The organism is Nocardia seriolae NBRC 15557 (genome assembly GCF_007990715.1).
Lineage (GTDB): Bacteria > Actinomycetota > Actinomycetes > Mycobacteriales > Mycobacteriaceae > Nocardia > Nocardia seriolae.
On the sequence record NZ_BJWY01000002.1, the window covers coordinates 57,139 to 69,947 of the forward strand.

Below are 12,809 nucleotides of genomic sequence, written 5' to 3' on the forward strand. Positions count from 1 at the left end.
TTTCAGGCAGTCAAGGTGACTTCGGTCCAGAGATCGCCGTGCACGGCGACGCTGCCGGGTACGGCACGGGGCGGCTCGTCGGCCCTGATCACGGTGTGGTGATGGTTGCGGAGCGCGTTGAGCAGCGATTGCTTCGGAATCGTGCGCGCCCATCGCTCGACGAGACCGAACGGAACCATGGCGTATCCCTTTGTCTTCCAGTCCGTTTCGACGAACTCCCGCGGCGTGGCATTGTGCGAGCCGTGATGTCCGACCTTGTAGAAGGCCAGGTCGGACAGAAGCGCGGCATTGTGGGCGTCGGCCAGCACGTGATCCCATGCGCCCTGTTGCGCGTCACCGGGGAACAGCAGGCGCGTTCCGGAGATATCGAGGACGAAGAAGACGCTGGTGTTGTTGACCGCGTTCTCCAGAATCGCGGCGGCGCGCAGCAGCCGGTCCTCGTGGTCGAGCAGTTCTTCCAGTTTCAGCTGATCCTTGGCCTGGGTCAGCTCGAGCGGCAGGCCATCCTGGGCGAAGTAGCGCGGGTTGAACAGATTCGCCGGCTTGTCACAGGTTTCGGCGGATTCGGGGGACGCCACCGCGCGCACGACCGGCCAGGTCTGCTTCGCGGGCGGATTCATGCGCGCCAGGAATCGCTCATCGCGCGGAGGTCCGAGGATGTGCGCGACCAGACCAACCCGCTCCACCTCGATCGTGTTGTCGGCCTTGTCTTTTCCGGGCAGGTACCGGACCCGGTGGGCCGAGGCGAAGCCCTTCTTGTTGCGCCCCAGCAGCCGATCGGTCGCTGCCGCATTGCCCTGGGAGTTCACGGCGAAATCGAGGGCCTGTTCGACGCTCGCCGACAGACCGTTGCCGAGTTTGCCGATGAGCGCGGCCAGCCCGTCGGCCGCATCGGCCTGCCCGCCGCGAATCCGCCGGGCGTCCGCGTCGTCGGGGTCTTCGACGAACGGCACCCACACCTCGTCCACCGCCACGCCTGCCCATTCGTCGCAGGCGAAGCCCGAGATGTGGTCCGCGTGATGATGGGTGGCGACGATGACATCGAGATGCGGGTGGTGATCGGCCGCTGCCGCGGTGAGGTCGGCGATGATGGCCTGCACGGATTCCCGGATCGGGCGTACCCGGCCCTGACTGTGCACGCCGCAGTCGACCAGCATCCGCCAGGTCTGGTCCGCGTGGCGAACCGTCACGGTGAAGGCGTCGCCGAATCCGACGTTGTACATTCGGACGGCAATCGTTGTGGGGGTTGACATTTCGCACCTACTGTCCGGCCGCGGCGTGGATCCGGGCGAAGTCGAGGCGGTGGATCGCGTGCTCGGCGGTCCAGGGACTCAGCGAGTCCTCGGCTTCCACCCTCGCGAACCAGCACCGCATCCTTTCGAGCCGGGCGATCCCGGCTGCATGGAAGTCGCTTGCCTGCGCGCCCATCGCCGGACTGCCGGCGGCCATCGCCGAACTGCTGAACGGCAGGGGTTTGGTGATCACGTAGTCCACCCGCCCGTCGGCACGGACGACCAGGGCGGTACCGGCGTAGATCCGCGGCGGGTCGGTCCGAGTGGAGTCCTCGAGATCCTCGCGTCGCTGCAGCAACTGAATGGCCAACTCAGGGCGGGGCAATCGATCTCCGGCGCGCCGGTACGAGACGTGGATGCCTTCGCAATCGATGGCGAAGTTCGGGTCGAGACCGAGTTGCAGCGCATTGGCTTTGGCCCAGACCTTGATTTGTTTCGCCAGTTCGTGGAAGGCCTGATGCGTGGACGCGCTGTCGCCGGACTCCGCGGGTTCGTTCAGGTTGGGCATGGGCGGCGTGCGCAGTTCGCCGGCATGGCCGATCGGATCGAGATCCCGGGAGGCGGACAGAATCGCTCTGGACAGGTCCACGCTGCCGGTGAGTTGCAGACCCGAATCCGGTTGCACCCAGACCAGGGCGTCATCGGTCAACGAGGTGACGTTCTTGGGCCAGATACCGCGCCGCCGGAACGCTTCGACGAGCATGCTGCGCAGGTGCTGCCGATCCTCCGGATACAGGCGGCGATCCGCGGTGACGGTGGCGCGCACGACATCTCCGAAGGTGACATCGACGACCGGCAGGTAGTCGAAACCGCGCACCACCATCCCGAGCAGCCGGTCCGCGAGTCGCACCGCCTCATCGGTGATCCGCGAGACGAGATCCGGGTGCAGCCGTCCCGCGGGCGGTATCCCGGTGCCGCCGGTGGCGATCCGCGCAACAGATCCGCGATCGCGTTCTGATACGCCTCCAGATAGGCGTCGAACACCGCGGCGACGAAATACGCACCGCGTTCGTGCGGCTCGGTGGCCGCGGCGAAACTGCCGGATGTCGAATTCCGGTCCAGGATCGCCGACCGCAGGGCCGCGCCGCGGCCGGTGGACTCGCCGAACTCCCGCGCCAATTCCAGTAGCCCGGTACTGTTCGCGAGCCCGGCGGAGGTTTTCGCGATGGCATCGAGCACCACATCGCGATAGGCGAAATGCTGGAACAACGCGACCAGATCGGCGATCGCCTCATGGCAGGCGAAGACATCCTGATTGGTGGACAGCCGGTACTGCCGCCGGATCCGATGCACGATGGCGTGGGTCACCTCGTGCGCGATGATGTCGTTCGACAGGCAGGTGAAAATCACCTGTCCGGGCAGATTCGCACCCGGATTGTCGGCGTCTGCCTGGTAATAGCCGAACAGCACCGCGCCGCGCTGTGGATCGAAATAGGCGTTCTGCCCCTCGAACGCGTGCGGCACCAATCGCAACTTCTGCTCGCCCCGCCACCGGAAGCGACGGCCCATGAACCGCTCGAACCGTTCGATGACACTCATAGCGACCGCGTAGACCACCTGCTGGTGCGCCCGGGGATCACTCTCGGTGGGCCGAATTCCATCCTGCGCCAACAGAAACGCCGCATCGAGATCGACCGGCAGGTACCACCGGTTGCGGCTCACATCGAAATCCACCACCTGGACGAGTTCACCGTCGGGCCCCTGGCGCAGCTCGGCTTCGAAGGGAATGTCGAGGGTGAGAAACTGCCCGGTCAACCGCGTCGACATAGGGTCGAATGCGAAGGTGCGCAACCTGCGCCGCGCCGGTCGGCAGATTTCGGCGGCTAGAGATGCGGTTTGGTCCATTGCTCGTCCTCCCATCGGGCATCCGCCGGGATTCGCCTGCGATAGCGCGAATCGGTTTCGCAGCGCGCCCGCACGCTCGCGTGGACGCGGGCACCGGGCGGAACGGTGCGGTGGCGATAGGTCAGCAGGGCCCAGATCCAGCCCATGTCGTGCACGCGGCCGCTCGCGTCCGCCGTGGCGAGCGCGCAGTTCTTGCGGTAGGCGTCCGCGCGCAACAGCACGCCGGCGTCGAGGGCGCCGTCGGCCATCCATTTGAGCGCGATCCTGGCCAGTTTCGGATCGTCCACGAAGGTGCCACCGACGTCGGAATGCACACCGGCGAACCAGGTTTCGGTGAGAACGGTCCGCTCGGACCTGGGCAGTACCAGATACTCCCGATACGGACGCCGCTTCTCGTCGATGGATACGGCGTGAAAAGCCTTCGCCACGTTGGGAACCTGCCGGGTGAACGGCCAGTGCAGCGCCCACCGGAGCAATCCGGCCGCCTTCACGGTGTCCCAAACCCCGAGGAATTCCACCGGAATCGAGAAACGACCGTCGGCGGATTTCGAACAGAAGGCATTGGTGTACTGGTGGAGCTCGTCCCAGTCCGTCGTCTTCCTGGTATAGGCGCTGACAATGTACTGGACCAGGTTCTCGCTGCCCGGACGCAACAGCCCCGGCTCGTGCAGCAGCCCCGCCAGGGCGCGCGCGGTATAGGCGCCACGGCTGAACCCGAAGATGAATACCCGATCCCCCGGCCGCCAATGCTCGATCAGATACGTATAGGCCTCGGCGAGATTGGTGCGCAGGCCGTTGCCGAAGGCCAGACCGAGGATCCGCGAGAACCACCGCGCGATGGGAGTCCACGCTCCCCGGGCGCTGAAAGTGCCGACGCCCGGATCGTAGTAGGCGATCTGCCGGGCCGGATCGCTCAAATCCAGCATCTCGAAGACACAGACCACATTCGTATTGCCGTTGGCGCGGACCTGATTACCCGTCCCGTCGAGGCAGATGACGATGTTCTTACCGGTTGCCGGCGTTGACACTCCTCGAGTGTGAAACCGCCGGAACAACAAGTATCGAGTAACGAGGTACTCGAATTCTCGGCCGATTCGGCCGCTATACGCAGGTTATATAGCAAATATGCATCGGCGGATACGGAGTGGTCCGCGGTGCTACTCGCTAGGTGTCGAGGGACCGGTAGACAGCGCGGAGCCGACGCAGGCCCGCGGCCACCGACTGTTCGTCTTCGGCGGACATGCGCAGGGCCTGGCGGAGCAGAATCGCGTCGAGGTCGTCCGGGGCCGGATGGAAATCGGGTTTGGGGAGTTTGGGAAGGGTCAGGTCATTGCCGTAGAGGTCGGCGGAATCCGTCGGCGGGCCCCCGCGCTGGACGCCGCCGATCAGGTCGTCGATCTCGACGCCGCGCAGGGTCAGCAGTTCGACGGGGCGGTCGTCGAGGCGCTCGGCTATCACGTAGCAGATGGCGGCCACATGTTTGCAGGGCCAGCCGGAATCCGGACAGCTGCAGGAGAAGCCGAGCTCTGAGACCGTGGTGGGGAGCAGCAGCGGGCCCAGGGTCCGGGGCAGGGTGCCCGCGGCGATCTCGCCGAGCGACCCGGGCGTGGCGCGCACCAGGTCCACGAGTTCGGCGAGGCGATCGTCGCGCAGCTGCCGCATGGTGAGCACCGAGACGAACGGGCGCGGCTGGCTGCCCTGGACCTCCGCGCTCACCATGCCGGGTTCGAGGCGGTAGCTCACCACCTGGCCGGTGCGGGCGTAGGAACGACCGCGGGCCAGGCGACCGGCATCGGCGACGTGCTCGACGGCCTCCAGAAACGAACGGCCCCACCAGGTCTTGGCGAAGGCGGTGCCGCGCCGGCTGCGCGGCTGCACCCCGCCGCGCACCGGGCGGCGCTCGCCGAACTCGCCGAAATCGATGTAGGTGTTCATTCGCCGACCGCCTCCGCGCCGAGCGCGAACAGCTCGCGCAGTTCCGCGTCGCCGAGCTCGGTGATCCAGTTCTCGCCGGTGCCGACGGTCAGATCCGCGAGCTGACTCTTGCCCTTCAGCATGTCGTCCACGCGCTCCTCGATGGTGTCGACGCAGACCAGCTTGCGGACCTGCACGTCGCGCCGCTGCCCGATCCGGAAGGCGCGGTCGGTGGCCTGGTTCTCGACCGCCGGATTCCACCAGCGGTCCAGGTGCACAACGTGATTGGCGGCGGTGAGATTGAGGCCGGTGCCACCGGCCTTGAGCGAGAGCAGCATAACCGGCGGGCCGTCGTCCTGCTGGAAGCCGGTGACCATGGCATCGCGGCGCGCCTTGCCGACACCGCCGTGCAGGAACGGCACCTCGGTGCCGAAGCGCTCGGTCAGGAAGGGGGTCAGCAGGTTTCCGAACTCGGCGAACTGGGTGAACAGCAGGGCGCGTTCGCCGTCGGCGATGACCGACTCCAGAATGTCCTCCACCAGTGCGAGCTTGCCGGAGCGGTGGTGGCCGCGGCGCAGCACCGTGGAGCCGTCATTGAGGAAGTGCGCGGGGTGATTGCACACCTGCTTGAGGCGGGTCAGCGCGGCCAGCACCGCGCCCTTGCGTTCCATGCCCTTGGCGGCCTTCAGTTTGGCCGACATATCGTCCAGCACAGCCTGATACAGCGCCGCCTGCTCCACGGTGAGATTGGCGCGAATGGTCATCTCGATCTTCTCCGGAAGGTCGGAGATGACGGCGGGATCGGTCTTCACCCGGCGCAGCACGAACGGCGAAGTGATGGCCCGCAGGCGGGTGACGGCGTTCTCGTCGTGCTCACGCTCGATCGGCACCGCGAAGCGCGAGTGGAACTCCGAGGCCTTCCCGAGCAGCTTGGGATTGGCGAAGTCGAGAATCGAACGCAGCTCCTCCAGCCGGTTCTCCACCGGGGTTCCGGTGAGCGCCAGGCGATGTCGCGCCGGGACCAGCCGGGCCGCCCGCGCCTGCCGGGTGCCCGCGTTCTTGATGTGCTGCGCCTCGTCGAGGGCCACCCGCCGCCAGTCCTGCCGCTTCAGCTCCTCGACATCGCGGGCCAGCAGCGCGTAGGTGGTGATGACGAGATCCGAATCGGCCACCGCCGCATCGAATCCCGGTCCGGAACGCCGTCCGGCCCCGTGGTGCACCAGCACCCGCAGATCCGGCGCGAACCGCTCGGCCTCCCGCTGCCAGTTGCCGACCACCGACATCGGGCACACCAGCAGGGTCGGACCGACCGGATCAGCTGTGGCGGCGGCGGTTTCACGCTCGTGCACCAGCAGGGCCAGCACCTGCACCGTCTTGCCCAGGCCCATATCGTCGGCGAGGATCGCGCCGCAGCCGAGCCGGCTCATGGTCGCCAGCCAGCTCAGCCCGCGCCGCTGATACGGACGCAGTTCGGCCTTCAACCCGACCGGATCGGGGACGGGTTCGGTGTGGCGCTCCCCGTCGAAAAGCTCTGCGGCCCAACCGGTAGCGCTGACCTCCTCCAGCGGCACCCCGATCACCGGGTGCGCGGACAGTTCGGCGAACAGCCCGCCGATCGTGGTCTCGGTCTCGTCGGTCCGGCCCGACACGTAGTCGGCGGCCGCCGCCAGCATCCGGTGATCGGCCTGCACCCATTCCCCGCGCAGCCGCACCAGATCCGATTTCGAGTCCACCAGCCGCGCCATCTCGGCGGGGGTGAGCACGGTGTCGCCGAGCGCCAGCTCCCACCGGAACGACACCAAACCCTTGAGCCCCATCGCGGTTTCGGTCGCGGCCGGGCTCTGCACCCGCAGCTTCATGGCCGGGGCGGCAACCCGCCAGGCTCGCGGCAGCATCAGCCGCACCCCGGCCTCCCGCAGCACGCTCGCCCCGTGCGCGACCAGATCCATCACCACCTCGGTGGGCAGGAACAGATCCATGCTGCGCGCGTCACCGGGCAGGTCCCGCAGCCGCGGATACGCCTGCTTGGCCGCCGCCAGCTTCTCCCCCGCGATCCGCATCAGGTGCGGATCCCCCGGCAGCAGAACCGGTTGCGGCGCTTCGCCTTCGGTGCGCAGACAGACCTCGAGCCGCCACAGCTCGCCCGCCTCGTCGCCGTCGGGTTCCAGCAGCCGCAGCACCAGTTCCGGCTCGTCCGCGGTCAGGCTGGTGCGCCAATCCTCGAGCACCGAGGCCACCCGGTGCGACCCGGTCTCCAGCGGCACGGCGCCGAGCAGGGCCGTCAGCAACGGATGCGACACCGGCTCACCCTCCGCGGACTCCGGCATGTCATCCACGGGTATGCGCATCCGGACGATGGGATCGGCGATCTCCGCGATCAGATTCGCCAGCAGTTCGGTGGGCCGCCCGGCCACCTGCAGCGCGGCGGGCATGACCACCGCCAGCTCGGCCAGCCAGGCCCGCTGCCGCTGCCCGCCGAGCAGTCGCCACCGCGCCCACCACTCGCCGTCGTCGCGCCGCAGCTCCGGCACGATCCGCCCCGCCAGCACCCACCGCTCGACCCCGCGCGCCACATGCCCCAGGAACCGCAGATCCCCGGCGGCACCTCGGGTCGGCAGCTCCTGCAGCAACACCCGGGCGGCCGTGTCCGGCGCCAGTGCGTGCGCGGGCACCCGCGTCTTCTCGGGCCCGTACGCCCCGGCCACCATGACCTCGGCCCGGTGCCGCCACTTGGCCGCCTGCACGATCGACCCCAGCGGATCCGGCAGGCTCAGCGCATCGATGGCCGCGACGGCATCGCCCGGGTCGTGCCAGAGCACCAACCCGGACCCCGGCGACCACAGTCCGTGCAGCATCCGACCATCCAACCAGCCCGGTCCGACAACCCGGGGCTACCCCGGTACCCGCCGATCGGTACTCGAGAGTCAGGTGCCCCTTTATTTCTGTCCGGATACGGAACATACTGGATAAATCCGCAGTTCACCGCACAGGTCGGTGGCGGCTGTGTCCAGCGCACAACGTTGTCGTGCCCGGATCGCGGCCGAGTTCACCACCTAGAGGCCAGGCGGGGCGCACCCGACAATCCACCGCGACTCAATCCGGAGCCGTGGACCTTTCGAGACCGTAGGGAGGCCGTGAAGATGACGATTCTGCTCCAAGTGCTCGAGCAGAGCTTCACGCCCACAACTCCGTGGGAACGGCGGAAATTCACCTTCGTGGACACGACCAAGATCGTGGGGATGCGCCTAGACGGGCAATCCGGGGTGTGGCTGGATCTTTCCAGGCCGGGCGAGTCACAGCGCCTCGCCCGCACCTCCGACCCGCGTGATTCCATCACTTTTCTGCTGACGGTTTTCGCCAAGATCGCCGAATGCGAGGAGCGCGGCGGCTCCTGGCTCATCGGGCACGACGGGGCGCACGTGGATTCCATTGCCGCAACGCGCTTCCCACCGCAACTCTCGGAGACCGCCGCCGACGACCTGCTCGCCCACGCTTGGCTGTAGCCGCCGGTCCGTGAACTTCGCACTCCCGTGCGGGGGTGCGAAGTTCGCATGACGGCACCTTCGGGCGGGGTGGGGCGGTACACGTAATACCGTGTGGTTCAAGGGAACATCCCTGCTCCGCCTGCTCGGCACGATCGTCATCCTGCTCGCGGCCATGGGGTGCGAGTCCATCGGGCAGGTGACGCCCGCGCCGGGCAGTCCGACCCGGGTCCAGCTGGAACGGCTGCTGACCGGGGTGCGGATCGTGCCCGAGCGCACCCGTCCGGGCGGCTATGAGCGGGGCTGCGGGAACGGGCAAGGATGCGTGTTCGGATCCGCGTGGACCGACGATCACGACGGGCCGGGCGGGCATGACGGCTGCGACAGCCGCAATACCGTGCTGGCGAGACAGCTCAGCGGGGTCACGTTCCGGCCCGGGAACGCCTGCGTGGTGGTCTCGGGAACCCTGAACGATCCCTACACCGGTGCGCGCATCGGCTTCGATCGTTCCGATGCCAAGACCGTGCAGATCGATCACGTGTATCCGCTGGCGGCCGCGTGGGATCTGGGCGCGTCCGGGTGGGCGCGGTCGCGGCGGGTGCGGTTCGCCAATGACGTCGACTACAACCTGCTCGCCGTCGACGGAAAAGCCAACCGGGACAAGGGCGATCGCACGCCGGGCGATTGGCTGCCGCCCGCGCGCGCCGATCACTGCTTCTACGCGGGCAAGTATCTGCTGGTCGCGAGCCGGTACGGGCTACCGGTCACCGCCGCCGACCGGGACGCCCTCGCCCGGGTCGCCCGCGGTTGCCCATAGCCGCGCGAACCGGCGGTAGGCCTGCTCGGCGGTCAGTTCGTCGCGGGGGTCCATGACCGATTCCAGCAATCCGTACAGCCCCCAGGACAGGAAGGTGACGGTCGGGGCCGCGTCCGGACCCAGGCGCGGGCCCAGGTGCTCGGTGAGCAGTTCCGCGTAGGTCTGCCGAATCGTCCGCAGCACAGTGGCGTTCGCCCGCTGGCCGACCAGCGGGCGGTACACGTCCGGATGCGCGTCGACCAGGCGGAACATGATCTCGATCGGAGCCAGCGGCGGCGGATCGCCGTCGTAGCGGGCCAACTGGGCCTTAATCTCGGCCCGCACATGCTCCATGCAGCTGACCAGCAGCAGGTCGTCCTTGTCTTGGTAGTGCGCGTAGAAGGTGGAGCGGCCGATATCGGCGCGATCGATGATGTCCTGCACCGTGATCCGCGCGTAGGGCCGCTGCTGCATGAGCTCGATCAACGCGCGGTGCAACGCCATGCGGGTGCGGCGGACCCGCCGGTCGGGGCTGACGGCAGCCGTTTCCGGACGGATCCCGCCCGAGTGTCCGGAAACGGACACCTGCCCGGAAACTGTTTCTGGCCTGGGATTTCCCATCCTTCGATGATGGATCCCATGACCCAGCACAAGCAAGTGTCCGATACCGAATCCCGATCCGTCGGCGCTCTCATCAACTGGCCGCGCCGCTACAAGCTGCTCACCGACGTGTACTGCCTGGGCCGCGCCGACCGCATGACCCGCTACTTCGCCGAGACCGCCGGGGTCCGACCGGGCGATCGCGCCATCGATATCGGCTGCGGCCCGGGCCGGCTCGCCAACGAACTGGCCCGGCAGGCCCAGCCCGGGGGCCGGGCCATCGGCGTCGACCCGTCACCGCAGATGATCGGCTACGCCGCCGCACACGCCGCGCCCGGCTGCACCTTCGAACTGGCCGCGGCGCAGTCGGTGTCGCTCCCCGACGCGTCCTTCGACGTGGCGACCTCCACCTTCGCCATGCATCACATTGCCGAGGACGCCCGGAAGGACGCCCTGGTCAATGTGTTCCGCATGCTGCGGCCGGGCGGTCGCCTGCTGCTCGCCGACACCCATCCGGGCGGCGGCCTGCGTGGACTGGCGATCAAGGGCATGGCGCACCTGGCCGCCCATCGCAGCGGCCAGGGGCACTCCCACGATCACGGCGATGGTCATGATCGGATGGCCGCCGTGGACGTGCGCGGCTACCGCGACGTGCTCGCCGAGATCGGTTTCACCGCAATCGAATTCCGCACCGGCCCCTACTCGACCGGCATTCTCACCGCGGTCAAACCCGGCTGATCAGGCGGGCTCGGCACCGGTGGCGGCGGGTCGCTTGGGGTCGTTGGACCACTGCGACCAGGAGCCCGGGTACAGCGCGGCATCGATGCCCGCGACCGCGAGCGCCGCCACCTGGTGCGCCGCCGTGACGCCCGAACCGCAGTACACGGCCACCGGTCCGGAGCCCAATCCCGTGAAGCGGGAACGCAATTCGTCCAGTGTTCGGAAATGACCCGCGGCGGTGAGATTTTCGGCCGTCGGCGCGCTCACCGCGCCCGGAATGTGGCCCGCCCGTGGGTCGATGGGCTCGGTCTCGCCGCGGTAGCGCTCGCCGGCGCGGGCATCCAGCAGCAGGCCGTGCCAGCCGGCCGCGCCATCGGCGTCGACGGTCGGCATATTGCCCGGGGTGAGGACGACGGTGCCCGGCTCCGGGTCCGGCTCGTCACCGGCGACGATCTTGCTCCCGGCGCGCTCCCACGCGGGCAGCCCGCCGTCGAGAATGCGCACGTCGGCCACCCCGCCCCAGCGCAGCAGCCACCAGGCCCGCGCCGCCGCCATGCCGCCGGTGGCGTCGTAGACGACCACGGTGTCCCCATCGGAGACGCCCCAGCTGCGCGCGCACTTCTGCAGGTGCGCCAGCTCCGGCATGGGATGCCGCCCGCGGGCCGCGGAGGCGGGCGCGGCGAGTTCGGTCTCCATATCGACGAACACCGCGCCCGGAATGTGGCCCGCCAGATAGTGCTGCGGCCCATCGGGATCCCCGAGCGACCACCGCACATCCAGCAGTCGCACCCGGTTTCCGCCCGCCGCCAGCAGGTCCGCAAGCTCCGCAACCGAAATCAGCACCGAACTCAAGCCAACTCCTCTTCGCCGAATCACCGCATGAAGCCGAATCACGCCACCCTAACCACGGGGCGAGGCGCTCCGCTGAGGGTAGGCCGGAGCGGGTTCACGGGGTCGCCGGGGGCAGGAACCAGCGGACCAGCAATCCGGCCGCCAGCGCCCAGAAGGCCGCGCCGATGCCGAGCAGCGAGACCCCGGAGGCGGCCACCAGGAAGGTGAGCGCGGCGGCGGTGCGGTGGGTGGCCGGTGTCAGGGCGGCGGTGAGGGCTCCGGCGAGGGTGGCGATGAGGGCAAGTCCCGCAACGGTTTCCAGTACCCCCTTCGGCGCGGCGGCCACCAGCGTGACCAGCGCGCCCGAGGCCAGCGCCAGGACCAGGTACGAGCAGCCCGCCGTGAACGCCGCGATCCAGCGGCGTCTCGGATCCGGATGCGCCGACGGGGCCGCGGACAACGCCGCGCTGATGGCCGCCAGATTGATGGCGTGCCCGCCCGCCACCGAGCCCAGCACCGTGCCGATTCCGGTGACGGTCATGGCGGCCCGCCACGGCACCCGATAGTCGAAGGTCTGCATGACCGCGGTACCCGGAATGTTCTGGGCTGCCATGGTGACGATGTACAGCGGAATCGCGACACCGATCAGGGCCTGCCAACTCCAGTGCGGCACCGTCCATTCCACGTGCGGCACCATCCCCGCCACATCCAGGCGGCGATGCGTCACCGCGATGTCGATACCCGCGCCGACGGCCGCCACCGCGAAGGCGGCCAGCACCGCCCACCGCGGCGCGAAGCGCTGCAACACCAGCCAGGTGGCGATGACCGGCACCACCACGGCCGGGCTCACCGGGACCGCCTTCACCGGGGCCAGGCACAGCGGCAACAGCACCCCGGCCAGCATGGCCTGCGCGATCTCGACCGGAATGCGCGCGATCAACGCGCCCAGCCGCCCTCAGAAACCGGTCAGCACAATGAGACCGCCCGCCACCGCGAACGCGCCGACCGCCGCGGCCCAGCCGCCGGTCACCGCGCCCGTGCTCGCCAGCAGCGCCGCCCCGGGCGTGGACCAGGCCAGTGTGATGGGCATCCGGTACCGGCGGCTCAGCACGATCATGCCGACCGCCTGGGTGACGCAGACCGCCAGCAGGCCCGACGCGGCCTGCGCCGAAGTGGCCCCCATGGCGGTCAATCCGGCCAGCACCACGGCGAACGAACTGGTGAATCCGACCAGGGCCGTGACGATTCCGGCCCCGATGGGCTGCCCGATGCCGGACGCGGGCGGGCTCTCGACCGCCGGAGTTCCGGTGACGCTGGTGCTCATCGGGT

General features: G+C 68.8%; 11 protein-coding genes and 1 pseudogene. 4 read left to right on the plus strand and 8 right to left on the minus strand.

What is annotated here, in order from left to right:
- Positions 1-2 precede the first annotated feature (2 nt).
- A complete protein-coding gene (locus NS2_RS35755; RefSeq protein ID WP_158660850.1) occupies positions 3-1,253 on the minus strand; it encodes a ComEC/Rec2 family competence protein in 1,251 nt (416 codons plus the stop codon).
- Positions 1,254-1,260: 7 nt separating this feature from the next.
- Entirely contained in the window at positions 1,261-2,142 is an 882-nt protein-coding gene (locus tag NS2_RS00775) for a gluzincin family metallopeptidase (protein WP_145961790.1), read from the minus strand.
- A 347-nt stretch (positions 2,143-2,489) separates the two neighbouring features.
- Between NS2_RS00775 and NS2_RS00780 the strand changes: the two genes are divergently transcribed.
- A complete protein-coding gene (locus NS2_RS00780) occupies positions 2,490-3,119 on the plus strand; it encodes a hypothetical protein (protein ID WP_145961789.1) in 630 nt (209 codons plus the stop codon).
- On the opposite strand, the gene NS2_RS00785 is transcribed toward NS2_RS00780, so the two are convergent.
- The 3 genes from NS2_RS00785 to NS2_RS00795 form a co-directional block, all read right to left on the minus strand.
- Positions 3,116-4,165, minus strand: a complete 1,050-nt coding sequence (locus tag NS2_RS00785) for a T6SS phospholipase effector Tle1-like catalytic domain-containing protein (RefSeq protein WP_033085075.1) — start codon at positions 4,163-4,165, stop codon at positions 3,116-3,118. The two genes, NS2_RS00780 and NS2_RS00785, sit on opposite strands and share 4 nt — an antisense overlap.
- A gap of 136 nt (positions 4,166-4,301) precedes the next feature.
- Positions 4,302-5,072, minus strand: a complete 771-nt coding sequence (locus NS2_RS00790; protein ID WP_033085076.1) for an SWIM zinc finger family protein — start codon at positions 5,070-5,072, stop codon at positions 4,302-4,304.
- Positions 5,069-7,906, minus strand: a complete 2,838-nt coding sequence (locus tag NS2_RS00795) for a DEAD/DEAH box helicase (protein ID WP_033085077.1) — start codon at positions 7,904-7,906, stop codon at positions 5,069-5,071. The genes NS2_RS00790 and NS2_RS00795 overlap by 4 nt, the downstream gene beginning before the upstream one ends.
- Before the next feature lie 285 nt (positions 7,907-8,191).
- Here NS2_RS00795 and NS2_RS00800 point away from each other — a divergent pair, with 285 nt between their 5' ends.
- Both NS2_RS00800 and NS2_RS00805 read left to right on the plus strand, forming a co-directional pair.
- The gene (locus NS2_RS00800) at positions 8,192-8,554 is read left to right on the plus strand and encodes a hypothetical protein (RefSeq protein WP_033085137.1); all 363 of its coding nucleotides are present in this window, start codon (positions 8,192-8,194) and stop codon (positions 8,552-8,554) included.
- Between the two features lie 154 nt (positions 8,555-8,708).
- Positions 8,709-9,350 (plus strand): HNH endonuclease family protein, encoded by a 642-nt coding sequence (locus tag NS2_RS00805; RefSeq protein WP_045437122.1) that lies wholly within the window; start codon positions 8,709-8,711, stop codon positions 9,348-9,350.
- Here the strand turns inward: NS2_RS00805 and NS2_RS00810 are convergent.
- Positions 9,291-9,914, minus strand: a complete 624-nt coding sequence (locus NS2_RS00810; protein ID WP_228102511.1) for a TetR/AcrR family transcriptional regulator — start codon at positions 9,912-9,914, stop codon at positions 9,291-9,293. The genes NS2_RS00805 and NS2_RS00810 overlap by 60 nt on opposite strands.
- 54 nt (positions 9,915-9,968) lie before the next feature.
- Here NS2_RS00810 and NS2_RS00815 point away from each other — a divergent pair, with 54 nt between their 5' ends.
- A complete protein-coding gene (locus NS2_RS00815) occupies positions 9,969-10,667 on the plus strand; it encodes a class I SAM-dependent methyltransferase (protein WP_045437120.1) in 699 nt (232 codons plus the stop codon).
- Here NS2_RS00815 and NS2_RS00820 read toward each other — a convergent pair whose 3' ends face one another.
- Complete coding sequence (locus NS2_RS00820; RefSeq protein ID WP_071811634.1) at positions 10,668-11,501, minus strand: sulfurtransferase; 834 nt, start codon at positions 11,499-11,501, stop codon at positions 10,668-10,670.
- Between the two features lie 94 nt (positions 11,502-11,595).
- Positions 11,596-12,804, minus strand: a pseudogene (locus NS2_RS00825) (benzoate/H(+) symporter BenE family transporter).
- Positions 12,805-12,809 lie beyond the last annotated feature (5 nt).

Coding starts and splice junctions, on each gene's coding strand:
- NS2_RS35755 (WP_158660850.1), bottom strand. CDS start 1,253: ATGTCAACCCCCACAACGATTGCCGTCCGAATGTACAACGTCGGATTC.
- NS2_RS00780 (WP_145961789.1), top strand. CDS start 2,490: ATGCTGGAACAACGCGACCAGATCGGCGATCGCCTCATGGCAGGCGAA.
- NS2_RS00790 (WP_033085076.1), bottom strand. CDS start 5,072: ATGAACACCTACATCGATTTCGGCGAGTTCGGCGAGCGCCGCCCGGTG.
- NS2_RS00795 (WP_033085077.1), bottom strand. CDS start 7,906: ATGCTGCACGGACTGTGGTCGCCGGGGTCCGGGTTGGTGCTCTGGCAC.
- NS2_RS00800 (WP_033085137.1), top strand. CDS start 8,192: ATGACGATTCTGCTCCAAGTGCTCGAGCAGAGCTTCACGCCCACAACT.
- NS2_RS00805 (WP_045437122.1), top strand. CDS start 8,709: ATGGGGTGCGAGTCCATCGGGCAGGTGACGCCCGCGCCGGGCAGTCCG.
- NS2_RS00815 (WP_045437120.1), top strand. CDS start 9,969: ATGACCCAGCACAAGCAAGTGTCCGATACCGAATCCCGATCCGTCGGC.